The sequence below is a fragment of the Micromonospora sp. NPDC048935 genome (assembly GCF_043197875.1).
GTDB lineage: Bacteria > Actinomycetota > Actinomycetes > Mycobacteriales > Micromonosporaceae > Micromonospora.
Map to the genome: position 1 here is coordinate 643,113 of NZ_JBICTZ010000002.1, position 23,277 is coordinate 666,389.

19 protein-coding genes are annotated in these 23,277 nt (G+C 72.2%); 8 read left to right on the forward strand and 11 right to left on the reverse strand.

Annotation, left to right across the window (positions count from 1 at the left end):
• Positions 1-298 precede the first annotated feature (298 nt).
• Entirely contained in the window at positions 299-1,231 is a 933-nt protein-coding gene (locus ACGFIW_RS09275; RefSeq protein ID WP_393312287.1) for an alpha/beta fold hydrolase, read from the forward strand.
• Positions 1,232-1,235: 4 nt separating this feature from the next.
• Here the strand turns inward: ACGFIW_RS09275 and ACGFIW_RS09280 are convergent, their stop codons facing one another.
• Together ACGFIW_RS09280 and ACGFIW_RS09285 are read right to left on the reverse strand one after the other, a co-directional pair.
• Entirely contained in the window at positions 1,236-1,601 is a 366-nt protein-coding gene (locus ACGFIW_RS09280; RefSeq protein WP_393312289.1) for a hypothetical protein, read from the reverse strand.
• Positions 1,598-4,771, reverse strand: a complete 3,174-nt coding sequence (locus ACGFIW_RS09285) for an SseB family protein (RefSeq protein ID WP_393312291.1) — start codon at positions 4,769-4,771, stop codon at positions 1,598-1,600. The genes ACGFIW_RS09280 and ACGFIW_RS09285 overlap by 4 nt, the downstream gene beginning before the upstream one ends.
• Positions 4,772-4,923: 152 nt before the next feature.
• Between ACGFIW_RS09285 and mycP the strand changes: the two genes are divergently transcribed.
• Positions 4,924-6,153, forward strand: coding sequence for a type VII secretion-associated serine protease mycosin (gene mycP, locus ACGFIW_RS09290; RefSeq protein WP_393312293.1), 1,230 nt, complete (start codon positions 4,924-4,926; stop codon positions 6,151-6,153).
• An 85-nt stretch (positions 6,154-6,238) separates the two neighbouring features.
• Here the strand turns inward: mycP and ACGFIW_RS09295 are convergent, their stop codons facing one another.
• Together ACGFIW_RS09295 and ACGFIW_RS09300 are read right to left on the reverse strand one after the other, a co-directional pair.
• Positions 6,239-6,532 carry a WXG100 family type VII secretion target gene (locus ACGFIW_RS09295; RefSeq protein WP_357068594.1) on the reverse strand — a complete coding sequence of 98 codons (294 nt, stop codon included), beginning with the start codon at positions 6,530-6,532 and terminating at the stop codon, positions 6,239-6,241.
• Between the two features lie 23 nt (positions 6,533-6,555).
• Positions 6,556-6,876 (reverse strand): WXG100 family type VII secretion target, encoded by a 321-nt coding sequence (locus ACGFIW_RS09300; protein WP_393312295.1) that lies wholly within the window; start codon positions 6,874-6,876, stop codon positions 6,556-6,558.
• A gap of 291 nt (positions 6,877-7,167) precedes the next feature.
• On the opposite strand from ACGFIW_RS09300, the gene eccE reads away from it, so the two are divergent.
• From eccE to rarD, 4 genes are all read left to right on the forward strand, one after another.
• Positions 7,168-9,132 (forward strand): type VII secretion protein EccE, encoded by a 1,965-nt coding sequence (gene eccE / locus ACGFIW_RS09305; protein WP_393312297.1) that lies wholly within the window; start codon positions 7,168-7,170, stop codon positions 9,130-9,132.
• A gap of 61 nt (positions 9,133-9,193) precedes the next feature.
• Positions 9,194-9,580 carry a phage holin family protein gene (locus ACGFIW_RS09310; protein WP_355027384.1) on the forward strand — a complete coding sequence of 129 codons (387 nt, stop codon included), beginning with the start codon at positions 9,194-9,196 and terminating at the stop codon, positions 9,578-9,580.
• Positions 9,581-9,694: 114 nt separating this feature from the next.
• A complete protein-coding gene (locus tag ACGFIW_RS09315) occupies positions 9,695-10,159 on the forward strand; it encodes a GNAT family N-acetyltransferase (RefSeq protein WP_393312299.1) in 465 nt (154 codons plus the stop codon).
• Between the two features lie 29 nt (positions 10,160-10,188).
• Entirely contained in the window at positions 10,189-11,190 is a 1,002-nt protein-coding gene (gene rarD, locus ACGFIW_RS09320) for an EamA family transporter RarD (RefSeq protein ID WP_393312301.1), read from the forward strand.
• Here rarD and ACGFIW_RS09325 read toward each other — a convergent pair.
• Together ACGFIW_RS09325 and ACGFIW_RS09330 are read right to left on the reverse strand one after the other, a co-directional pair.
• Positions 11,175-11,894, reverse strand: a complete 720-nt coding sequence (locus tag ACGFIW_RS09325) for an anti-sigma factor family protein (protein ID WP_393312303.1) — start codon at positions 11,892-11,894, stop codon at positions 11,175-11,177. The genes rarD and ACGFIW_RS09325 overlap by 16 nt on opposite strands.
• Positions 11,891-12,385 (reverse strand): sigma-70 family RNA polymerase sigma factor, encoded by a 495-nt coding sequence (locus tag ACGFIW_RS09330; RefSeq protein WP_393312778.1) that lies wholly within the window; start codon positions 12,383-12,385, stop codon positions 11,891-11,893. Before ACGFIW_RS09330 ends, ACGFIW_RS09325 begins: the two co-directional genes overlap by 4 nt.
• Before the next feature lie 248 nt (positions 12,386-12,633).
• On the opposite strand from ACGFIW_RS09330, the gene ACGFIW_RS09335 reads away from it, so the two are divergent.
• The gene (locus ACGFIW_RS09335; RefSeq protein WP_393312305.1) at positions 12,634-14,760 is read left to right on the forward strand and encodes a PhoX family protein; all 2,127 of its coding nucleotides are present in this window, start codon (positions 12,634-12,636) and stop codon (positions 14,758-14,760) included.
• A gap of 114 nt (positions 14,761-14,874) precedes the next feature.
• On the opposite strand, the gene ACGFIW_RS09340 is transcribed toward ACGFIW_RS09335, so the two are convergent.
• Positions 14,875-15,657 (reverse strand): IclR family transcriptional regulator, encoded by a 783-nt coding sequence (locus tag ACGFIW_RS09340; protein ID WP_393312307.1) that lies wholly within the window; start codon positions 15,655-15,657, stop codon positions 14,875-14,877.
• A 154-nt stretch (positions 15,658-15,811) separates the two neighbouring features.
• Here ACGFIW_RS09340 and ACGFIW_RS09345 point away from each other — a divergent pair, with 154 nt between their 5' ends.
• Complete coding sequence (locus tag ACGFIW_RS09345) at positions 15,812-17,005, forward strand: MFS transporter (protein ID WP_393312309.1); 1,194 nt, start codon at positions 15,812-15,814, stop codon at positions 17,003-17,005.
• Between the two features lie 19 nt (positions 17,006-17,024).
• Here the strand turns inward: ACGFIW_RS09345 and ACGFIW_RS09350 are convergent, their stop codons facing one another.
• From ACGFIW_RS09350 to nuoL, 4 genes are all read right to left on the reverse strand, one after another.
• The gene (locus tag ACGFIW_RS09350; protein ID WP_393312311.1) at positions 17,025-18,110 is read right to left on the reverse strand and encodes a polyprenyl synthetase family protein; all 1,086 of its coding nucleotides are present in this window, start codon (positions 18,108-18,110) and stop codon (positions 17,025-17,027) included.
• 90 nt (positions 18,111-18,200) lie between these two features.
• Complete coding sequence (gene nuoN, locus ACGFIW_RS09355; protein WP_393312780.1) at positions 18,201-19,697, reverse strand: NADH-quinone oxidoreductase subunit NuoN; 1,497 nt, start codon at positions 19,695-19,697, stop codon at positions 18,201-18,203.
• Positions 19,698-19,750: 53 nt separating this feature from the next.
• A complete protein-coding gene (locus ACGFIW_RS09360; protein ID WP_393312313.1) occupies positions 19,751-21,283 on the reverse strand; it encodes an NADH-quinone oxidoreductase subunit M in 1,533 nt (510 codons plus the stop codon).
• Between the two features lie 64 nt (positions 21,284-21,347).
• Positions 21,348-23,273, reverse strand: coding sequence for an NADH-quinone oxidoreductase subunit L (gene nuoL / locus ACGFIW_RS09365; protein ID WP_393312315.1), 1,926 nt, complete (start codon positions 23,271-23,273; stop codon positions 21,348-21,350).
• Between the last annotated feature and the right edge of the window lie 4 nt (positions 23,274-23,277).

Genomic DNA, 23,277 nt, shown 5'->3' on the forward strand with positions numbered 1-23,277 from the left:
GGGGTCAAATTACGTGGGTGGATGTTCGCGCCCCCCTAGCTATTACGTTCTATTGTCGCCCCGCCCCCCCCCCCCCCCCCCGGGGGCGCGGGGGGGGGGGGCCCCCCCCCCCCCCCGCCCTTTGTCCAGCCGGCCGTTCTCGCCGTGCTCGTCGTGCCGACCGGGGTTCGCGCCGGCATCGCCACCCGCTGACGCGGGCGACCCGCGCCAGCGTGTCGCCAGGGGACATCCCGGGCTTCTCCCTGTTCAACGCGACCACCAGGGCCGTCGCCGGTAACCGGGTCCTAGGCTGTCTGCCATGACCGACCAGCGCGGCGGAGTCGTCGACGAGTCCTGTGTCCTCACCGAGGGGCCGTGGACGCACCGTTTCGTCGGCGCCAACGGCACCCGGTTCCATGTGGTCGAGGCCGGCACCGGGCCGATGGTGCTCTTCCTGCACGGCTTCCCGGAGCACTGGTGGGCGTGGCACCGGATGCTCCCGGCGGTCGCCGACGCCGGCTTCCGGGCGGTCGCCGTCGACCTGCGCGGCTACGGCGCCAGCGACAAACCACCCCGGGGGTACGACGGTTACACCCTCGCGGCCGACATCGCCGGGTTGATCCGCGCGCTCGGTGAACGCTCGGCGACGATCGTCGGCAGCGGTGTCGGCGGCATGGTGGGCTGGACGGTGGCGTCGTTCCACCCGCCCCTGGTCCGCCGGCTCGTGGTGTTGGGGGCACCGCACCCGTTGCGCCTGCGCGCCGGCATCTTCGCCGACCCACGCGGGCAGTTCGCCGCCTCCACCCCCGCGTTGAAGTTCCAACTCCCCCGCTACGAACACGTCCTGACCCGCGATGGCGCGGCTGCCGTCGCGGAGATCCTGCGCCGCTGGGGCGGACCACACTGGGTCGCCGGGCCGGACTTCGACGCGTACGCCGCGCGGTGCCGGGAGGCGATGTGCATCCCGCAGGCCGCGTTCTGCGCGTTGGAGGGCTACCGCTGGGCGTTCCGCTCACTGCTGCGGCTGCACGGCTACCGGTTCGTCCGCCTGATGCAGAAGCCGCTGGCCACCCCGACCCTGCAACTGCACGGTGCGCTGGACGCCGCCTCCCTGCCGCGCACCGCCCTCGGCTCCGGGCGCTACGTCGTCGCCCCGTACGAGTGGCGACTGCTTGACGGGGTGGGGCACTTCCCGCACCTGGAGGCGCCGGAGTTGGTGCTCGGCGAAATCCTGCGCTGGGCCAAGAGCTGACCGCTCAGACCCGCTGCTCCCGCAGGTCGGTGACCTCGGAGGCCGGAGCCCAACCCTGGTAGACGCCGAAGTCGAAGACCTCCAGCCGCATCGCCTCGGCCACCGGCCAGCGGCCACCTGTGTATTCCACCCGCAACCAGGCGTCATGCTCGCCGAGCACGATGAACGGCTGCCCCTGCCAGGTGCAGGTGGTCCGCACGTACGCCAGATCCTCGATCTCGGTCGCCGGCAGCACCCGGACGTACCGGCCCGCGCGGACCTCCTCGAAGCCCTCGCCCGGCTCCGGTTGGTACAGGCGGACGTTGTCGCCGTCCGGGCTGGCCTGGTATTCCCGGCCCTGCCACCGGGCCACGTAACCGTCGCGCATCACGCCTCACCGACCCGTCGCCAGACCACCGTGTCGGTGTCGAGCTCCGCGACCACCCGCTCGGTGCCGTCCGCGCCGATCCGCCAGAGTTGCGTACCGTGCGGGAGGCGCGCGCTGTCCACCTTGAACTCCGCGACCACGTCGCTGCTCTCGCCCGGGGCGAAGCCGTTGCCCCGGAACGGCGGGCGTTCGATGACCCAGCCCTCCATGGCCCGCATGGCCGGCTCGTTCTGACCGCCGTACGGGATCCGGTAGAGGCTCGGGCGGTGCGCCGGCCAGCGCAACACGTAGATTTCCTCGGCATCCCGGGCGAACGGCGAACCGGGGTAGCTGAGGCCGAGTGCGTCGTGCACCTGCGCGGGCGTGGTCAGGTGGGCCAGCTCACCGGCCCGGTGCACGAAGCCGGAGACCCGGTCGTACCCCCGATCCAGGTAGTACGCGAGCTGGCTGGGCGCGACCGCCTTCTGCATGACCGTGGGCCGGGTTGGGTCGACCGCCGCCGGAGCGTACCGGGGACGGGCGGTGGGCTCCGCCACGGCTGGCGCTTCCTCCGGGTCCACCTCCAGGTCGTCACCGAGCCCCACCTCGGCGGCCCAGTTGGCCAACGCGACGATCTGTTCCCCGGGCAGCTTGGCACCGACCGGGGTGCCCGGGTTGACGGCGAACGACCAGTCCTCGTCCGGCCACCGCCGGATCAGTTGGGCGAACTTCACGCCGACGGTGCTGACGTCGCCCTCGACGTGGTCGGCGAGGCGCTCCGGCGACGTGTAGACCACCACGTACGTCTCGTCGTCGAGCTGCGCCGTACGCCAGACGAAGCCCGCGTCACCGGGTCGGCTGCCCGGCCGCGAATCCGGTGCCGCCGGCAGCAGCACCCGGGCCAACAGCAGGGTGGACAGGAACGTGTCGGTGCTGCCGGAACCGGCGGCACCGAGCAGGTCCTCCTCGACGGTGTTGGCCGGCTCGAACTCGACCGGGGCCGGCTCGTCGACGGGCGGCGGCTGCCCGGCGCCGTCCACGGTCGCGGTCGCGCCACTGGCGGCCCGATCCGCACCGGTCGCGGCGCCGACCCGATCCGCGCCGGTCGCGGTGCCGACCCGGTCCGCGCCGGTCGCGCCGCTGGGCCGATCCGTGCTCGTCGCGCCGACCGACGAGCCGTCGATGTCGGTGCGATCGCCACTGACCGGGACGCCAGGGCGGTCCTCGGTGTGCCCGCCGCCTGTGCCGGCACCGATCAGACCGTCCGCGGCGGGCCCGCCGCTGGTGGGTGGGACCGACGGGCTCGGAGCGGGGTTGGTCGACGCGGGAGCGGACCGGCTCGGAGTGGAGGACGACGGACTGAACAGGTCCGGACCGGAGGGCGCCGAGTCGAACCGTCGCGGGGCGGCCTCGGCGGGGCGGGGCTGCCGGGCCGCGTCGAAAAGGCCGTTGGCCTCGACCGGGTCGGTGAGGTCGCGGGACTCGATGATGGTGCCCTCGATGACGATGGGCGTGAAGCCGCGACGCGGCGCGGGCGGGCTGGAGACCGGTTCCGCGGCGGACACCGACATTTCTTCCACCGGCTCGAATCGGCTCGGCCGCTCGCGCGGGATCGCCTGGGTCTGCTCCGCGGCAGGGCCGGGCCGCTCCGCCGCCGCGCTCAACGGCGGCTCGCCGGTCAGCCGAAAGGCGCGAGTGGGCTCCTCAGCCATCGGGTCGGGCCGGCGCGGTGGCAGGGGCTGGGTGATCTCCTCAGCCGGTGCCGGCGCGCGGACCCCGCGGGACGCACCGAGGTCGCCGGGCCGCGGCCGCAGTGGCCGGGTGGCGTCCGGGTCCGCCATCGGAAAGGCGCGTGTCGCCTCGGCCGGCGTGTCGGCCGGGCGGCGGCGTGGGAAGGGCTGGCTGCCCCGCCCGAATCGGGTCGGTGGGGCCGCACGGTCAGCGGGGCGGCCCCCGCCCGGCGTCGGGTCGGACGCCCGGTCCCGGGCTGTGGTGGGTTCGAAGAAGGAACGCCGAGCGGGCTGGGGGCCGCCGTTACCGGCGGCCGGGCCGTCGACGTCGCTCGGCCGATTCGCGGCCGGCCAGCCGGTGCCAGGGGACTCGGCCGACCGGCCGGGACCGGGGAACCCGGCCGACCAACCAGGGCCGGAAGACTCGGCCGACCAACCGGGACCGGGGGACTCGGCCGACCAACCAGGGCCGGAAGACTCGGCCGACCGACCGGGGCCGGGGGACTCGGTCGGACGGGCACCGGGACGGTCGGCGGGCGTCAACGGTGCGAACCGGGACGACCGACCGGTGCGGGGCAGGGGGCCGGTGCCCGCCGCGCCTGGTTGCGGCGAGCCGCTGGGGTGCCGGTGACCGGCGGCGGGCACGTCGTCCTGGCCAGGTCGGCGCGGCGGCTCAACGGGGCCGGGCGTCCGCGACGCCGGGCCGGGCATCGGCGGGGTGCCCGCCGCCGGGGGCGTCGGACCCCACGCGGCCCTGCGGGGCGGCACCGTGGCAGAGGGAAACGGCGGAGGCGGGACCGCAGCCGGCGGGACCGCAGCCGGCGGCACGGGGGCAGGCGGGACCGGCGGAGGCGGCACTACGGCCGGCGGGACGACGGTAGGCGCGACCACAGCAGGAGCGGCCGGGGCAGGCGCGACCACGGCAGGCGGAACGAGGGCTGGCCCAGACGGCGGCGCGCCCATCGCGGGAGGTGATCCAGCAGCTGGCGTGGTGTCCCGGCCAGGTGCGCCGGTGCGGGTGCGGGCCAGGGTCTCCGCCCGCTCCAGCCGAGCGCGGGCACCCATGGCACGGCCGGGCAGGCGCACGTCGCCCCGGGAGAGCTGCGCCACGAACCAGGCCGGCAGGTAGCCCTCGATCGGCAGACCCGGGTTGACGGCGAGCCACCACTCCTGGTTGGGCCAGGCGACCGCGAGGTCGGCGAAGGGCACCCGTCGGTTGGTGCCGGGATGCTCACCGAGGCAGACCCGCAGTGCGGCGACGGAGGTGAAGGCCAGCACGTGTGTGCGGCCACCGGTGGTCCAGGTGCCCCAGCCGGGAGGTGCCTGGCCGGGTTGCGCCGGCGCGGAGACCGGCAGCAGCAGATCGGTGCGGGACAGAAGCCGGAAGTAGAGCTCCTGGTCGTTGGCGCGCAGCGCGTCGCGCATCGCCACCTCGGCCTCCGTGGCCGGCTCCCATTCGGTCACGGCCACCTCCCCTTCCGAGAACAGGCCACAGGTATCGCGTACAACCTACAAGGTGGTATCAAGATCACAATGGCTGGCCGTCGGCGGTCTGCCGGCGCGCGGGCGAGGCGATAACATCCCGTCCCGGAGCCGACACGATACGGAGGCTGTCGATGTCCCGATCGATCATGCGCCCGGTCCTCGCAGGTCTGGCCGCGAGCCTGCTGACCGTGCCGGCCCTCCCGACCGCCACCGCCACCGCCACCGCCAAACTCCGGACGGCACCGGTGTGCGCGACCCCCCTCGCCCCCGTCCGGCCGGTCACGGCCGTGCCATGGCCACAGCAACGGTACGACCCGATCCGCCTCGCGCCACTGGCCACCGGTGCCGGGGTGACTGTAGCGGTGGTCGACTCCGGGGTGGACCGGGTGCACCCCCAACTGGCCGGGCGCGTGCTGGCCGGCACCGACCTGCTCGACCCCGGCGGCGACGGCAGCCGAGACTGCGCCGGGCACGGCACCGGCGTGGCGAGCATCATCGCGGCGGCACCCCAACCCGGAGTCGCCTTCCGCGGTCTGGCACCGGGTGCCCGGATCATGCCGGTGCGGGTGAGTGAGCAGCAGGTGGTGCAGGGACGCGAGTCGGGGCGTACGGTCAGCGCCGACGAGTTCGCCCGGGCCATCCGGTGGGCCGTCGACCACGACGCGGACGTGGTGAACCTGTCGGTGGTGTTGTACGCCGACGACCCCGAAGTTCGTGCCGCGGTGGGATATGCCCTGGACCGGGACGTGGTGCTGGTGGCCGCCGCCGGCAACCTGCACGACGGCGGGGACCCCCGGCCGTTTCCCGCCGCCTACGACGGGGTGCTCGGCGTGGGGGCGATCGGCGCGGACGGTGGGCGGGCGACCTTCTCGCAGACGGGATCGTACGTCGACCTGGTCGCGCCGGGCAGCGAGGTGCTGACCGCCGCCCCCGGGTCGGGCCATCGTCAGGTCGAGGGCACCAGCTACGCGGCACCGTTCGTGGCCGCCACCGCCGCGTTGCTGCGGGAGTATCGGCCCGAGTTGACCGCTGCCCAGGTGGTGGCACGGATCATCGCCACCGCCGATCCAGCTCCCGGAACGGGCCACGGCGGCGGGTACGGTGCCGGCGTGCTGAACCCGTACCGGGCGGTCACCGAGACCAGCGGCGGCCGCACGATCGACCCTCGTCCGGTCGCCGTGCTCGCCGACGACCGGACCGACCCGGCGCTGCTCACCCGCCAGGCCCGCCGGTCGACCGCGCGGGATCGGGCCCTGCTGGTCGGTGCGGCGGTCGGCACGACGGCAGTCACCGTGGCGCTGCTCGCCCTGGTGTTGCCCCGTGGCGCCCGCCGACGCTGGCGCCCGGCCGACCCGGCCTGACCCCGGAAGCTGACCGCCCGGACCGACGGCCTGCGGCGGCCGGGTAGCTGACCGGGACACGGTCAGCTCTCCCGGCCGACCGCGGTCACTGGAACAGCCCGGTGTTCTTCTTTTCGGTGTCCAGGTAGTCGGTGGCCGAGTCGTGCACCGCCAACCTGATGTCCCGCAGCATCGCCTGGAGATCCTGCGAGGCGGACCGCCACCGTGCCTGCCGCTGCTCGTATGCCTGCCGGGCCTCGCCCGTCCAACTCGCCACCAGCGGCGCAGCGTCTCGTTCGAGTTGGCCGAGCTGCGAGTCGAGCGTGTTCAGCGCCTTTTGAATGTCCGCGCCGGCCTGCTGGAGCGCGGCGAAGTTGACGACCAGCACACCATGGTCCATCGGATTTTCCTCCCGAACGGGGATCAGAGCGGCAGCTGGATGCCGCCGCGATTGGTGCCGGCAACCCGGCTGGCCACCTCGTCGTCCGAGACGTCGTACTGTCGGCCGGCCGTGCGGATCGCCCCGGCGGTCTCCCGCAGCGCCCGGTGCAGCGCCGCCTGGTCCTGTGACCACTGCTGCTTGACCTGCTCGAAGGACCGGCCACCGGCACCACGCCAGGCCTGCTGCAACACCTGCAACTCGGCCAGCAGACCGGTGAGCATGGACTGCAACGACTGGTCAACCTGCTCGAACTTCGCGGCGGTCTGCTGCATCACCGCGGCTTCTGCCTGGGTCTGGGACACCCGCACGTCACCTCGTCTCCCTGATCGCACCTTGGCCCTCGACGCGCCCGCCCTGTGAACGCGCCCGCCCGCTTGGCCCGGTCGTCGAGCACTGAGACCCGGGTCAGCGATGACTTCGTGGCTGACGGTAGCGGCCTCGTAGCGGTTCGGCTACCCCACCTTTCTCCCCTGTGGACAACCGCGACAACCATCGGTCGCTTACGATGTGCCGCAGCCACGTCGCGGCGCGTGACGGGCCGCCGCAGGGCGACCGGACGCCCGACCCGGGTTCCCACTGGTCGAGGAGGCACGGTGCCGGCGATCACCACCGGAGGTCCGCACCCGGCGACGCCGGTCGGGTCCGGGCCGAGCGCCGCGCCGCGAGCAATCGGGCCGGGTGAGCCGGCCGGGTCGGGCCGACCCGCCGAGGGCAGACCGGGCTCCGCCGGTCCGCGTACACCCGGCCGCCGGTCACCCCTCGATCGGCGCGCCTGGTCCGATCGGCGCGCCTGGTCGGATCGTCATGCCTGGTCGGATCGACGGGCCGGCACCGGGGTGTGGGCCGGCCAACTGGTGACCGCGCAGGTCGCGGCGGCGCTCGTCCTCACCGCCCTCGGGCGGCCCGCGCCGGTCATCGTCGCGGTCGCACTGGTGGCCGTGCTGCTGGTGGCGACCGCCGGTGTCCGGTTGCGGGGGCGGTGGCTGTTCCAGTGGCTGGGCACCGCCATCGGGCACCTGACCCGACGTCGGGCGCTCGCCGGGCCGGCCGACGCGGCCGACCTGCTCGACCTGGTCGCACCCGGCACCGTCGTCCGTTCGACGGAGCTGACCGGCGGTCCGGCCGCCGTGCTGGAGGACACCGCCGGCATGGTGGTCCTCCTGGAACTCGGCGACCCCGGTGACCTGCTCGGCGACGCGTCCCAGGCGATTCCCCCGCCAGCCGCGTTGCTGCCCCCGGCCGGGCCGGACATGCCCCCGCTGCGGGTCCAGCTGCTGCTCGCGGGGGCACCCGCGCCGGTCCCGGCGGCCGGCACGGCTGGCACGTCGTACCGGCAGCTCACCGACGGGCGACTCGCCGGGCGGGAGCGGGCGGTGGTGGCGGTCCGGGTGCTGCGGGTGGACGGGTGGTCCGCAGAGGACCTGCACCGGGTGCTCGCCGGCACGGTACGCCGCATCGTCCGCCGGTTCGGATCGCTGACGGCGCGGCCGCTCGGCGTACCCGCCGCGCTGCGGGTCCTGGCCGAGCTGGCCCACCACGACGGCCATCCGGTGCGGGAGTCCTGGCCGACACTCCGGTCCGGCGCCTTGGTCCAGGCCACGTTCCGGCTGGTCCGCTGGCCGGAGGCGGGAGGTGCCGGTGGGCGACGCCTGGTGCCCCGGATGCTCGCGCTGCCGGCGACCGCGACGACGGTGTCGATCACCGCGGGTCCGTCGCCGACCGGCGGTGCCGGGCCGGTGCCGACCGAGCTGACCGTACGCCTGGCCGCCGCGACGGCGACCGAGTTGACCGCGGCCACCGAGGCGCTGGAGCGTCTCGTGACGGACCTGGGCGGGGAGCTGCGTCGTCTCGACGGCGCGCACCTGCACGGGTTGGCCGCCACCCTGCCGCTGGCGCTGACCACACTCGGGCCGCAACATCGCTCCGCGATGGACGACTGGGAGCTGACCCTGGGCGACGCGGGGATGATGGTCGGCACGAACCGGCACGGCCGAGCCGTCACCGTGCGGCTCTTCCGGCCGGAGAGCACCCGGGTGCTGCTGGTCGGTGGGGTGCGTGCCGCCCAGTTGGTGGCCCTGCGGGCACTGGCCCTCGGTGCTCTGGTGGTGGTGCAGACCACCCGGCCGCGCGCCTGGGAGCCGTTCGTCCGGGGGGTGGGCGCGCCGGGTGGGACGATCCCGTTGCTGCCACCCGGTCGACCGGTCGCCGACGGGGTGGGCACCGCGCTGCGTCCGTTGCTGCTCGTCGTCGACGCCGGCCCGGTGCCGGCCGAGGCCGAGCCGGGTCCGCCGTGGCGGGCCACCCTTGTCGTACGGGACGAGCTGACCCCCGCGGACGTCGACGCGTTGAGCCGGGCCGACCTCGCGTTGCTGCAACCGCTGGACGCCGCCGAGGCCGCGTTGGCCGGCACCGCCCTGGGGTTGGGCGGCTCGGCCGAGTGGTTGACCCGGATCCGGGACGACATGGTCGCCGTGGTCAACCGGAGGGCGCTGCGCTGGGCGCTGCTCTCTCCCACGCCGATCGAGGCGCAACTGATCGGGCCTCCGGCGCGCGGCTGATCCACCGCGATGGTCAACCGCCGGGTTACGCCGGTACGGGGTCCGTGGCACGATCCCCGCCATGGGTTTCCTGAAAGGTCTGCTGATTCGGCTGGCCAGCACAGCGCTGGCTTTCTGGCTGGCCACACTCCTCATCCCGGGCATCTCGCTGGAGTCGGACTCCGCCGTCGAGACGGTCACCACGCTGCTCCTGGTGGCGGTGATCTTCGGCGTGGTCAACGCGGTCCTCCAGCCGGTCATCAAGACCGTCGGCTGCGGCTTCTACCTGCTGACCCTGGGTCTCATCGCACTGGTGGTGAACGGGCTGCTGTTCCTGCTCACCAGTTGGATCGCCGACCAGGCCGGGCTGCCGTTCACGGTGGATGGCTTCTGGCCGGCCGCCGTGCTCGGTGCGCTGTTCGTGAGCATCGTGACCTGGATCCTCGGCGCCGTCCTCGACCGGGACTGACCGTCCACGGGCCAACACCGGCCCGCCCCCGAGGGCCGCGACCACGGCCGGCCGATGACCAGAGTCTGGGAATTGGCCGGTCGGGTCGCCCGCCCGGGCGGCTAGCGTCGCGGCGTGTTCTCGCTGACCCGCACCGACGGCCATCTGCTCAGCACCGACCCCGCCCGGCTCGATCTGGCCCTGGTCCATCTCTGGTTGTCCACCGACACGTACTGGGCGCTCGGCCGGGCCCGGGAGATCACGGCGCGGGCGTTCGCCGGCTCGATGCCGTTCGGCGTCTACCGCCCGGAGGACGACCGGCAGGTGGCGGTGGCCCGGGTGGTGACCGATGGCGCCACCTTCGCCTGGCTCTGCGACGTGTACGTCGACCGTGCCGCCCGGGGCCGCGGACTGGGCGGCTGGCTCGTCGCCGCGATCCGCGACCACCTGGACGAGCTCGGCGTACGCCGGATCCTGCTGGCCACGAACGACGCCCACCAGGTGTACGCGCGGGCGGGCTTCACGCCCCTGGACGTGCCGGAGCGGTGGATGCAGCTCGACCGGCGCGTACCGGTGACCCCGATCACGGGAAAGGAGTAAAGCCTCGTTACACCCCTTACGGTGGAGGGGTGACGCCACTCCGCCTGGGATACCTCTACGGCTTCGGCGCGTACCTGCTCTGGGGCTTCTTTCCGCTCTATCTCAGGCTCCTGCGACCCGCCGGTCCACTGGAGATCCTGGCCCACCGGATCGTGTGGTCGGTGGTCTTCGTGGCCCTGCTGCTGGCGGCGCTGCGCAACGTCGGCTTCCTGCGGGCACTGCTGCGACGCCCCTGGGCGGTGGCCGGGGTCGTCGCCGCCGCCGCGCTGATCGCCGTCAACTGGGGTGCCTACATCTACGGGGTCAACTCCGACCGGGTGGTGGAGACCGCGCTCGGCTACTTCATCAATCCGCTGGTCGTGGTGCTGCTCGGGGTGACCGTGCTGCGGGAGCGGCTACGCCCGGCACAGTGGGTGGCACTGGGGATCGGCGCGTCGGCGGTCGTGGTGCTCACCGTGGACTACGGTCGGCTGCCCTGGTTGGCGTTGACCCTGGCGTTCAGTTTCGCCGGCTACGGCCTGGTCAAGAAGCGTCTCGGGTTGCCACCGGCGGAGGGACTGTTCGTCGAGTCGGCGGTGCTGGCGCTGCCGGCGCTGGGTTACCTGGCGTGGCTCACGAGGCGTGCCGAGTCGACGTTCGGGCACGTCTCGGCCGGGCACACCGCGCTGCTGGTGCTGGCCGGTGCGGCCACGGCGATCCCGCTGCTCCTGTTCGCCGGGGCGACGAACCGGCTGCCCCTGAGCGGCCTCGGCATGATCCAGTATCTGGCACCCATCCTCCAGCTCGGCTGCGGCGTGTTGATCTTCCATGAGCCGATGCCGCCGGCCCGCCTCGCCGGATTCGCGCTGGTCTGGCTCGCCCTCATCGTCTTCACCGCCGACGCCGTCGGCAAAGCCCGCCAGAACCGCCGCCCCCTCCCCCGCGATCTTGCAGTTTCTGTCGCCGAGATGTCGGCCATGACCCGTTATGGAAGGACAGAAAGTGCAAGATCGCCGAGGAGTGGCGGGGGCGCTGGTCAGGGGACCGCGTAGGTGAGGATCGGTGTGCCGTCGACTCGTTGGAGTTCCACGCTCACCAGCTCGGCGGCGGTGAACCTGGTGGCACCGTTGAGCTGGAGGGCGTCGCCCGGCGCCGCCAGCCAGGACCCGATCTGTTCGCTGGCACCGTTCGGGCCGCGCGCCACCAGCCGGAACGGGTACGCCTTGCCGTAGCTCGTCCGAGTGTCGTAGCCGCAGCGCATGGTCACCTCGGTGCCCCACTTGGTGCCGGTGAGCCCGATGTCGGCGTGCACCGGCCCGGTGCTGGCCACCGGTCGCATGGGGACCATCGACACCTGCGGTGCGGGTGCGCTGCCCTGCGCCACCGGGGGGCCGGACGGGCCGGCGGGCCGGGGCAGCACTACGGCGGTGCCCACACCCACCAGCACGGCCAGCCCGGCGGCGGCGAGCGTGGTCAACGCGTACCGCCGGCGGTCCGAGGCGCGTTCCCGACGCCGGCGACGCCGGGCCTCCTCGATCAGCGCGGGCACCCGGGGCGGAGCCGGCGGCGGCAGGATCTGCTCCAACCCCGCCGGGTCGAGGCGGCCGAGCAACCCGGGCAGGACGGCGATCTCGGCGACCGCCTCCCGGCAGGAGGCGCAGCCGCCCAGGTGGCGCTCGTAGGCCGCCCGCTCGGCGGGGGCGAGAGCGCCCAGCACGTACGCGCCGTCGTCGTACGCGAACTCGCACTGCGTCATCCCGTCACCCCCATCTCGGCCAGCACCAACCGTAGAGACCGCAGCGCGTAGTGGGTGCGGGACTTCACCGTCCCCGGCGGTACGCCCAGGCGCGACGCCGCCTCGGCCACCGATCGTCCCTGGTAGAAGCACTCGACGAGCACCTCGCGGTGCGTCGGGCTGAGCTGGTTGAGTGCCTCGGCGACGGTCCACGCCTCCACTGCCCGCTCGGCCTCGTCGACAGCCTCGGGCGGTTCGGGAAGATCGTCGGTGAAGACCTCGCCGACCCGGGTGGAGCGCCGCCGCCAGGCGTCGATCGCCAGGTTACGGGCGGTGGTGAAGAGCCAGGACCGCACCGAACCACGCCGCGGGTCGAGGGATTCCGGGTGTCGCCAGGCCCGCAGCAGCGTCTCCTGCACCAGGTCCTCGGCGCGCTGCCGGTCACCGTTGACCAGCCGCAGGGCGTGCGCGTACAGCGCCTCCGCGTGCTCGTCGTGCAGCGCGCGCAGCAGTTGGGCGTCGTGGTCGCTGATGGCGGTCTCCCTCGCTTCCGGCGCGCGTCCGGCGGTGCGTTCGCTCGGGAATACGTGCGGTCACGCCGATCGGTTCAGCCCGAGGTCAGACCGGTTGCGGGGAAGCGCGACCCGCAGAGGTGTTCACGACCGGTTCACATCGTGGCCGACGGGCGCTCACCACGTCCTCCTAGCGTCCGCCTGGTACGCCGCCTGTCGTGCCACCGACTTCTCTGGAGGCTTCCCCCATGAGCGACCGCCCCCGGCTGCTCCCCCTGCTGACCGGCACCCGCCACGGCAGCCGGGACGCCATGACCTGTCTGTACCGCTGCGGAAACGCCTGCGACCACCCGGTACCGAACACCTCCGACAACGCGTACTTCGGTGATGTGGTGAACGCCGAGGTGTCGCGGCGCGGCGTGGTCCGGGCCGGCGCGGTCGGCGCGCTGGTCCTCGGCTTCGGCGGTGCGGCGGCCGGTGCGCTCGCCGGTGCGGCCCCGGCCCTGGCGGCCCCGGCCACCCCGGATGTCCCGGAGACCTTCGGATTCGGCCGTCCCGGCACCGGAGTCGGCAGCGGCGCGCTGACCTTCAAGCCGATCCCACCGAACAAGCTGGACACCCTGGTCGTGCCGAACGGCTACGACCACGCCGTGGTGATCAAGTGGGGTGACCCGGTGCTGCCGGGCGCGCCGGAGTTCGACCTGCACCACCAGACCGCCGCCGCGCAGTCCAAGCAGTTCGGTTACAACAACGACTTCGTGGGTGTGCTGCCGCTGGACAAGCAGGGCAGGCGGGCGCTGCTCGTGGTCAACCACGAGTACACGAACGAGGACCTGATGTTCCCGGGCTTCCCCGGCCTGGACGGGCTCTCCGTCGAGCAGCTGCGCACCGCCATGGCCGCCCACGGCATGTCGGTCGTGGAGCTGGAACGGGTCGCGGGCACCGGGCAGTGGAAGCCCGTCGACAGCGGTCGCCGGCCATACAACCGGCGGGTCACCGCGCTCAGCACCAGGTTCGACCTGACCGGCCCGGCCGCCGGCTCGGCCTGGCTGAAGACCGCCGCCGACCCCAAGGGTCGTACGGTCGTCGGCACGCTGAACAACTGCGCCGGTGGCGTGACCCCGTGGGGCACGGTGCTCTCCGGTGAGGAGAACTTCAACCAGTACTTCGTGGGCGCCGACGCCGCCCCGGCCGAGCTGAAGCCGAGGCTGGACCGCTACGGCATCGGCACCGCGAGCCGCTACCCCAGCGGCAGCCGCAGGTGGGAGCGCGCCGACGAGCGGTTCGACCTGGCCAAGCACCCGAACGAGGCGCACCGGTTCGGTTGGGTCGTCGAGATCGACCCGTTCGACCCGGAGAGCCGCCCGCGCAAGCACACCGCGATGGGCCGGTTCAAGCACGAGGGCGCGAACGTGATCGTCGCGAGGGACGGTCACGTGGTCGCGTACATGGGCGACGACGAGCGCTTCGACTACCTCTACAAGTTCGTCTCGGACCAGAAGTTCCTGAAGGGCAACTCCTGGGCGGCCCGCAAGCACAACCTGACCCTGCTGGAGTCCGGCACGCTCTACGTGGCGAAGCTCGACGAGACGAGCGCCGCCGAGATCGACGGCTCGGGCCAGCTCCCCACCGACGGCGCGTTCAACGGCCGGGGTCGTTGGATCAGGCTGGTCAGCGGCAACCGGTCATTCGTCGACGGGATGACCGCCGCGGACGTGCTCACCTTCACCCGGATCGCCGGCGACAAGGTCGGCGCGACCAAGATGGACCGCCCCGAGGACGTCGAGCCGAGCCAGCTCACCGGCAAGGTGTACGTGGCGCTGACCAACAACACCGACCGCGGTAAGGCCGGCAAGGCCCCGGCCGACGAGGCCAACCCGCGCAACGCCAACAAGCACGGGCAGATCCTGGAGCTGGTCGAGGACCGCAACGACAACACGGCCGAGACCTTCGCCTGGTCACTGCCGATCGTCTGCGGCGACCCGACCGACCCGTCGACCTACTTCGCCGGGTACGACAGGACCAGGGTCTCTCCGATCTCCTGCCCGGACAACGTCGCCTTCGACGCCACCGGAAACCTGTGGATCTCCACCGACGGCAACGCGCTGGGCAGCAACGACGGCCTGTTCGCCACCGCCGTGGAGGGCCCGGAGCGGGGTCACCTCAAGCAGTTCCTGACCGTGCCGCTCGGCGCGGAGACCTGCGGGCCGTTCATCACCGGCGACAACCGCTCGGTCTTCGTCGCCGTGCAGCACCCGGGTGAGATCACCGGCGCCTCGGTGGAGAACCCGGCCTCGAACTGGCCCGACGGCGACTACGCCAAGCCGGGCGTGGTGGTCACCTGGCGCCTCGACGGCGGCCCGGTGGGCAGCTGACGGCCTCACCACGGCCGGCGGGCCGCTGAACGTCACTCACGGCGGGTCCGGCGCTGGACCGCCCCGAGAGGCCCTCTCCCAGCCCGGGAGAGGGCCTCTCGGCGTCGGTGGGGGTCAGGAGTCGGCGGCGATGCCGTCCGCGACGCTGCGCGCCACGGTGAGCAGTTTGGCGCGGACCACCCGGGCGGAGGTCATCATCTCGCTGGCCGGCAACGCGCAGGCCAGCACGACCCGGCGTTCCATGTCCTTGTCCGGGGCGACGAGCACCGCCGCACAGGCCACTCCCTGCCGGAACTGCCCCATCTCCAACTGCATGCCGCGCCGGTCGCCGGCGGCCAGGTCGGCCTCGAACGCCTCGACGGTGGTCAGCGTGGCGCTGGTGAACGGGCGCATGCCGTACTCCCGCAGATAGCGGTAGCGCTGGTCGGCGGTGAGGGTGGCGAGCAGCGACTTGCCGAGAGCCGTCGCGTGCGCCCCCTCGTCGAAGCCGGGGACCAGATCCTCCAGGTAGGGCGAGCGGTGCCCCTCGGCGACCGCCGTGATGGCCACCTGCCCGCCGACGAAGCGACCCAGGTAGTGGCTGTAGCCGGTGTCCAGAGCGGCCCGCCGCAACGTCTCACCCACCACCGGTGGACCCCGGAAGGCGGTCACCAACTCCCGGTAGCGGTCGGCCACCTCCAACCCCACGATGTACGTGCCGTCCTCGCGACGGATCACGTAGCCCTCGTAGGCGAGCGTGCGAACCAGATGGTAGGTGGTGGCCACGGTCAGCTCACACCGCCGGGCGATCTGCTTGACGGTCAGGCCTTTCGGGGCACGACCGACCGACTCCAGCACCCGCAGCGCTCGGGACACGCTGCGAATCAGGTCCGAAGGTTCTGCCAAGGGGTCGCGCACAACCACCTCCGCCGCCGGGGACTTACACCATATGAAAAACAGGCCCACTGCGAAATGCCTGTTCGGGTGGAGGATGCCAGATCATCACCCACAGCGTGTACCCCGCCCGTCACCATGAGTGGTTCGAAGAGGGTTCACGTAGCTTTGCCGGACGATGACCAACACCGTCCCCACCGCCGCCCCGATCACCGCCCGACCCCACCCGGTCCGGGCCGGTGCCGGCGCGGTCGTCACGACCGTGGCCTGCGTGCTGCCCGTCTTCCTGCTCGGCGGTCTCGCCGTGCAGATGGGCACCGACCTCGGCTTCTCTCCGGCCGGCCTCGGCCTGGCCGTGGCCGTCTACTTCGGGGTGAGCGCGCTCGCCTCGGTGCCCTCCGGCCGACTTGTCGAGCGGTACGGGCCGGCTCTGGTGGCCCGCTGCGGCATCGTGCTGGCCGCCGGGTCGACGCTGGCCGTGGCCGCCTTCGCCCGGTCGTACCCGATGCTCGTCGGCCTGCTGGCGCTCAGCGCCGCCGCGAACGCGCTCGGCCAGTTGGCCAGCAACGCGGCGCTGGCCCAGCACGTGCCGGCACGCAGGCAGGGCCTGTCGTTCGGCGTCAAGCAGGCCGCCATCCCCGCCTCCACCCTGCTGGCCGGTCTGGCGGTGCCCACCTTCGCGCTCACCGTCGGCTGGCGCTGGGCGTTCGTGGCCGCCGCCGTGGCCGCGTTGACGGCCCTGCCCGCCGTACCCCGGCAGTTGCCCGGGCCGGCGCGGCCGGCCGGCGTCTCGCGCACCGGCCGGGCGACGGCGGCGCTCGTGGTGATCGGCGCGGCGGCGGCGTTGGCCGCGGCCGCGGCGAACGCACTTGGCACCTTCCTGGTGGCCTCCGCCGCGGCTCGGGGCCTCTCGCCCGGCCTCGCCGGCCTCACCCTGACCCTGGGCGGCGCGGTCTGCGTGACGGCCCGGGTGGGTGCGGGCTGGTTGGCAGACCGTCGCGACACCGGTCACATCGCCGTCATCGCCGCGATGCTCGTCGTCGGCGCGGCCGGGCTGGTCCTGCTCGCGCTGACCGGCTCGGTGCCGCTGGTGACCGGGGTGGTGCTCGGCTTCGGCCTGGGTTGGGCCTGGCCGGGTCTGGTGAACTTCGCGGTGGTCCGACTCCACCCACAGTCACCGGCCACCGCCACCTCGATCACCCAGACCGGGGTGTACGCGGGCGGCTGCCTCGGCCCGCTCAGCCTCGGCCCCCTCGCCGCCCACTTCGGCTACCCCGCCATGTGGACCACCGCGGCGGTGGCGATGCTGCTCGCCGCCGCCCTCATGCTCGCCGGCGGTCGCCTGTTGACCGCACCCCGCCCCGCCCCCTGATCACCGGGGAGGAGCAGGGTCAGCCGGTGCGGTCGGCGATGTAGTCGCAGAGGGATTCGAGGGCCCGGCGGGACGGGCCCTGCGGGAGCGGCGCCAACCGCGCTCGGGCGTCCTCGGCGTAACTGCGGACGGTCTCCCGGGCCCGCTTCAGGGCCGGGCTCTCCCGCAGCAGCCCCAACGCCTCCGTGTGCAGCGCGTCGTCGGTCAGCGGACCGGTCGCCAGGATCTCCCGCAGCCGCACCGAGGACGCGTCGGCGTCGTCCGCCGCGCGCGCGTAGAGCACCGGGAGCGTCGGGACGCCCTCGCGCAGATCCGTGCCGGGGGTCTTGCCCGACTGCCCCGACTCGGAGGCGATGTCCAGCAGGTCGTCGGAGAGCTGGAAGGCGACACCGATCGTCTCGCCGTACCCGGCCAGGGCCTCGACGTGCTCCGCCGGAGCGCCACCGAACATCCCGCCGAACCGGGCCGACGTCGCGATGAGCGAGCCGGTCTTCTCGGCGATCACGTGCAGGTAGTGGGCCACCGGGTCGTCGTCGGCCCGCGGACCGACGGTCTCCGCGATCTGACCGTGCACCAGCCGGGCGAAGGTGCGTGCCTGCAACCGGACCGCCTCCGGGCCCAGATCCGCGGCGATGTCCGCCGCCCGGGCGAAGAGGTAGTCGCCGACCAGAATGGCGACCGAGTTGGTCCAGCGGGAGTTGGCGCTCGGCGCGCCCCGGCGCACGGCGGCCTCGTCCATCACGTCGTCGTGGTAGAGCGTGGCGAGGTGGGTGAGCTCCATCACCACGGCGGCCGGGACCACCTGCGCGGCGTCGGGGTCACCGAACTGTGCGCCGAGCGCCACCAGCAGCGGCCGGAAACGTTTCCCGCCGGCTTCCAGCAGGTGCCGGGCAGCCTCGCTGACGAACGGGTCGGCACTGGACACACTGGCCCGCAGCTCGACCTCGACCGTGTCCAGCACGCCGAGCACGGAAGCCTCGACGCGGGGATCGGCGAGGTGGAGGCCGAGCGCGCCGAACTGACTCATGCTCGCCCGACCCCGCCGACCACCGGGGCCGGAGGAACCTGAACGCTCGCCCGCCGGATTCACCACGCCATCAACCATGCCACACCCGTTCTACCTGCTCCGGGCCGGGGATACGCACCGGGGGCCGGCACGTGAACACGCGCCAACCCCCGGTAGTCGATCCCTCGGTCATCGAACGAATTCGGCAGCTCCGGTGGCCAGATCGAGCAGCGGCACCGGGGCGATGCCCAGCACCAGGGTCGCCAGCACACCGATCATCAGCGCCGCGGAGGTGAGCCCACCGGGCACCGTGACCGTCGGGGTGGACTCGCCCGGCTCGGAGAGCCACATCATCACCACGACCCGCAGGTACGGGAACGCCAGCACCATGCTGGTCAGCACACCGGCGATCACCAGCCAGGTCTGACCACCCTCCAGCGCCGGCCCGAAGACCGCGAACTTGCTCATGAAGCCGCTGGTCAACGGGATACCGGCGAAGGCCAGCAGGATGAAGGTGAACAGGGCGGCGAAGAACGGCGAGCGGCGACCCAACCCGGCCCAGCGGGACAGGTGGGTGGCCTCCCCGTCGGCGTCGCGCACCAGGGTCACCACCGCGAACGCGGCCAGCACCGAGAAGCCGTACGCGACCAGGTAGAACATCGTGCCGGCGAGCCCGTCACGGCTCGGCGCCAGCACACCGACGAGCAGGTAGCCGGCGTTGGCGATCGAGGAGTACGCGAGCAGCCGCTTGATGTCGGTCTGGGTGACCGCGAGCACCGCGCCGAGCAGCATGGTCAGCACCGCCACCACCCCGAGGACCGGGGTGAAGTCCCAGGTGGCGTCGGCGAACGCGACGTGGAAGACGCGCAGCAGGGCACCGAACGCGGCGACCTTGGTGCAGGCCGCCATGAAGCCGGTGACCGGGGTCGGCGCACCCTGGTAGACGTCCGGGGTCCACACGTGGAACGGTGCCGCGGCGGCCTTGAAGAGCAGGCCGATGGCGAGCAGCGCCATGCCGGCGAAGAGCAGCACCTGACTGGCCGGCGACTCGCTCACCGCGGCGTTGATGGTGGCGAAGTCGACGCCGGCCACCCGGCCCGGCATGCCGGCGGTGAAGCCGTAGATCAGTGCCACGCCGAACAGGAAGAAGGCGGAGGCGTACGCGCCGAGCAGGAAGTACTTCATCGCCGCCTCCTGGCTCAGCAGGCGACGGCGACGGGCCAGCGCGCAGAGCAGGTAGAGCGGCAGCGAGAAGACTTCCAGCGCGATGAACATCGTCAGCAGGTCGTTCGCCGCCACGAAGATCAGCATGCCGCCGATGGCGAACGTGGTGAGCGGGTAGATCTCGGTGAGGCCGTTGCGCCCCTCGGCCTGCCGCCGGTCGTCGGCCGACTCGGCGGTCACCGCGGCCTGGGCGACGAACGCCCCGCCCAGCTCGACCGAACGGTCACCGATCAGCAGCAGCGCCATCGCGGCCAGCACCAGGATCGCGCCCTGGAGGAACAGCGTCGGGCCGTCCACCGCGATGGCCTGACCTGCGGTGATCATCCGCTCGTCGGCGTTGAGCACCACCATGGTCAACGCCGCGAGCACCGCCACCAGCGCGAGCGTCAACTGCACCACGTGCCGCGAGCGCCGGGGCACGAATGCCTCGACCAGCACGCCGAGCAGTGCGGTGCCCAGCATGATCAGGATCGGGGAGAGCGCCGCGTAGTCGATCGACGGCAGTTCGAAATCGGTCACTTTGCCGCCTCCTGGACGGTGCCCACCGACGGGGCCGGGTCGGTTCTGCCGATGTCGTCCATGGTCGCCTGGACGGCCGGGTTGATCACGTCAGTGACCGGCTTGGGGAAGAAGCCGAGCAGCACGATCAGTGCGATCAGTGGAGCGACGACGACCTTCTCGCGCAGGTTGAGGTCCCGGCGCATGCCGTCGACCTCGGTGAGCGTCGGGTTGAGAGTGCCCTGGGTGGTGCGCTGCACCATCCACAGCACGTACGCGGCGGCCAGGATGATGCCGAGCGTGGCGATGATCGCGACTGGCTTGTTCACCGTGAAGGTGCCGATCAGCACCAGGAACTCGGAGATGAACGGTGCCGTACCGGGCAGCGCGAGCGAGGCGAGACCGGCGAAGAAGAGCACCCCGGCGAGCACCGGGACCAGCTTGCCCGCCCCGCCGAAGTCGCTGATCAGCGCGGAACCACGCCGGGAGATGAGCATGCCCACGACCAGGAACAGCAGGCCGGTCGCCAGACCGTGGTTGAGCATGTAGAGCACCGCGCCGGTGCCGGCCTGGGTCGTGAAGGCGAAGATGCCCACCCCGATGAAACCGAAGTGCGCGATCGAGGTGTACGACACCAGCCGCTTGAGGTCGTTCTGACCGACCGCCAGCAGCGCGGCGTAGACGATGCCGATCACGCCCAACGCCAGCGCCCACGGCGCGAACCACTTCGACGCCTCGGGGAACAGCGGCAGGCAGTAGCGCAGGATGCCGAACGTGCCGACCTTGTCCAGCACACCGACCAGCAGCGCCGCCGCGCCCGCCGGGGCCGCACCACCGGCGTCCGGCAGCCAGGTGTGGAACGGGAAGAACGGCGCCTTGATGGCGAACGCGAGGAAGAAGCCGAGGAACAGCCACCGCTCGGTGCCGGTGCTGATGTCGACCTCCGACAGCGCCTGCCAGTCGAAGGTCTTGCCACCGACCACCCACAGCCCGATCACCGCGGCCAGCATGAACAGACCGCCGACGAGCGAGTAGAGGAAGAACTTCACCGCCGCGTACTGCCGCTGGTGGCCGCCGTAGCTGCCGATCAGGAAGTACATCGGGACCAGCATGACCTCGAAGAACACGTAGAACAGGAAGACGTCGGCGGCCGCGAAGACACCGATCATCGTGCATTCGAGGACCAGCAGCAGCGCGAAGTAGACAGGCACCGACCGCTTCGACGACTCCGCGTCGTGCCAGGACGCCAGGATCACCAGCGGCACCAGCACCGCGATCAGCATCAGCATGACCAGCGCGATGCCGTCGGTGGCGAAGGTGAAGCTGACACCCCAGTCCGGGATCCACGAGTACGACTCGCGGAACTGGAACCGCTTGCCACCGGCGTTGAAGCTGACCCACATCACCACCGAGAGCGCCAGCACCAGCAGCGACCAGACGAACGCCACCTGCTTGGCCAGCTCCGGCCGGTGGCGCGGCAGGAAGGCCACCACCAGGGCGCCCACCAGTGGCGCCACGGTGAGCACCGAGAGGAACGGGAAGTTGGACATTATGCGGCCTTACCTCCGTCGTGGATGCGTGGTCCGCCGGCGGGGGCGGGCGTATTGAGGTCGATCACGCCAACCACCCCGCCTGCACCGCCAGGAACGCCGCCATCACCAGCAGCGCACCGGCGAGGATCGAGGTGGCGTACGAGCGGACGAAGCCGGTCTGCATCCGCCGGAGCCGACCCGAGCCACCGCCGACCGCGGCGGCGAGACCGTTGACCAGCCCGTCGATGCCCCGGTTGTCGAGGTAGACAAGCGCCCGGGTGAGGAAGATGCCCGGCTTCTCGAAGATCGCCTCGTTGACCGCGTCCGTGTACAGGTTGCGCCGGGCGGCGGTGACCAGGACCCCGGCCGGCTGCGGTGCGGTAGCCGTGCCGGCCCGGAACAGGAACCAGGCCAGCCCCGCGCCGAGCACCGTCACCAGCAGCGAGAGCGTGGTGATCACGGCGTGCGAGAGGACCGCCTCGTGCTCCGCGTGCTCGCCACCCAGCCCGGCGGTCGCCGTCAGCCAGTCGGGCACCGACGTGGAGAGCAGGAAACCGGCGCCGACGGAACCGGCCGCCAGCAGGATCAGCGGGATGGTCATCAGCTTCGGCGACTCGTGCGGGTGCTCGATGTCCTCGGTCCAGCGCTTCGGGCCGTGGAAGGTGAGCACGAACAGCCGGGTCATGTAGAACGCGGTGAGCCCGGCGCCGAGCAGCGCCGCCCCGCCGAAGAGCCAGGCGGTCCAGTCCTCCCGCTCGAAGGCGGCCACGATGATCGGCTCCTTGGAGAAGAAGCCGGAGAACGGGAACATGCCGATGATGGCCAGCCAGCCCATCATGAAGGTCAACCAGGTGACCTTCATGTACGTCGACAGCCCGCCGAAGCGGCGGATGTCGACCTGGTCCTTCATCCCGTGCATCACCGAACCGGCGCCCAGGAACATGTTGGCCTTGAAGAACCCGTGCGCCAGCAGGTGCACGATGGCCAGCGCGTACGCCCCGCCGCCGAGGCCGACACCGAGGAACATGTAGCCGATCTGGCTCACCGTCGACCAGGCGAGCACCCGCTTGATGTCGTCCTTGGCCGCGCCGATGACGCAGCCCATCAGCAGGGTGAGCGCGCCGACGCTGACCACCACGAGTTGGAGCGTCGAGTTGGCGGAGAAGACCGGGTTGGAGCGGGCGATCAGGTAGACGCCCGCGGTGACCATGGTGGCCGCGTGGATGAGCGCCGACACCGGGGTGGGGCCCTCCATCGCGTCCGGCAGCCATGCCTGGAGGGGGAACTGACCGGACTTGCCGGCCGCGCCGAGCAGCAGCAACAGACCGAGGACCAGCACGGTGGTGCCGGTCAGCGAACCGACGCCGTTGAACACCTCGTCGTACTGGGTGGTGCCCAGGGTGGCGAACATGACGAAGATGCCGATGGCCAGGCCGGCGTCGCCGACCCGGTTCATCAGGAACGCCTTCTTGCCGGCGGTGGCCGCGCTCGGCCGCTCGGTCCAGAAGGAGATCAGCAGGTACGACGCCAGACCGACGCCCTCCCAGCCGAAGTACAGCATCACGTAGTTGTTGCCGAGCACCAGCAGCAGCATCGCCGCGACGAACAGGTTGAAGTACGCGAAGAACCGCCGACGGCCCGCGTCGTGCGCCATGTACTCCACCGCGTACAGGTGGATCAGGAAACCCACCCCGGTGATCAGCAGTACGAAGACCGCGGCCAGGGGGTCGAACAGCAGGCCGAAGTCGACACGCAGGTCACCGACCGCGATGAAGTCCCAGAGGCTCAGCTCGACCGACTTGTTCTCCAGGCCACGCAGCTGGAAGAAGAAGCTCAGGCCGAGCACGAACGCGGCGCCGATGGCCGCGACGCCCAACCAGTGCCCCCAGCGGTCGGCCCGGCGGCCGAGCAGCAGCAGGATGGCCGCGCTGACCAGCGGGATCGCCACCAGCAGCCAGACGCCCCCGAGCAGCCCCGTGGCCTGGGCGTATTCCACAGTCTCTTCCACCGGT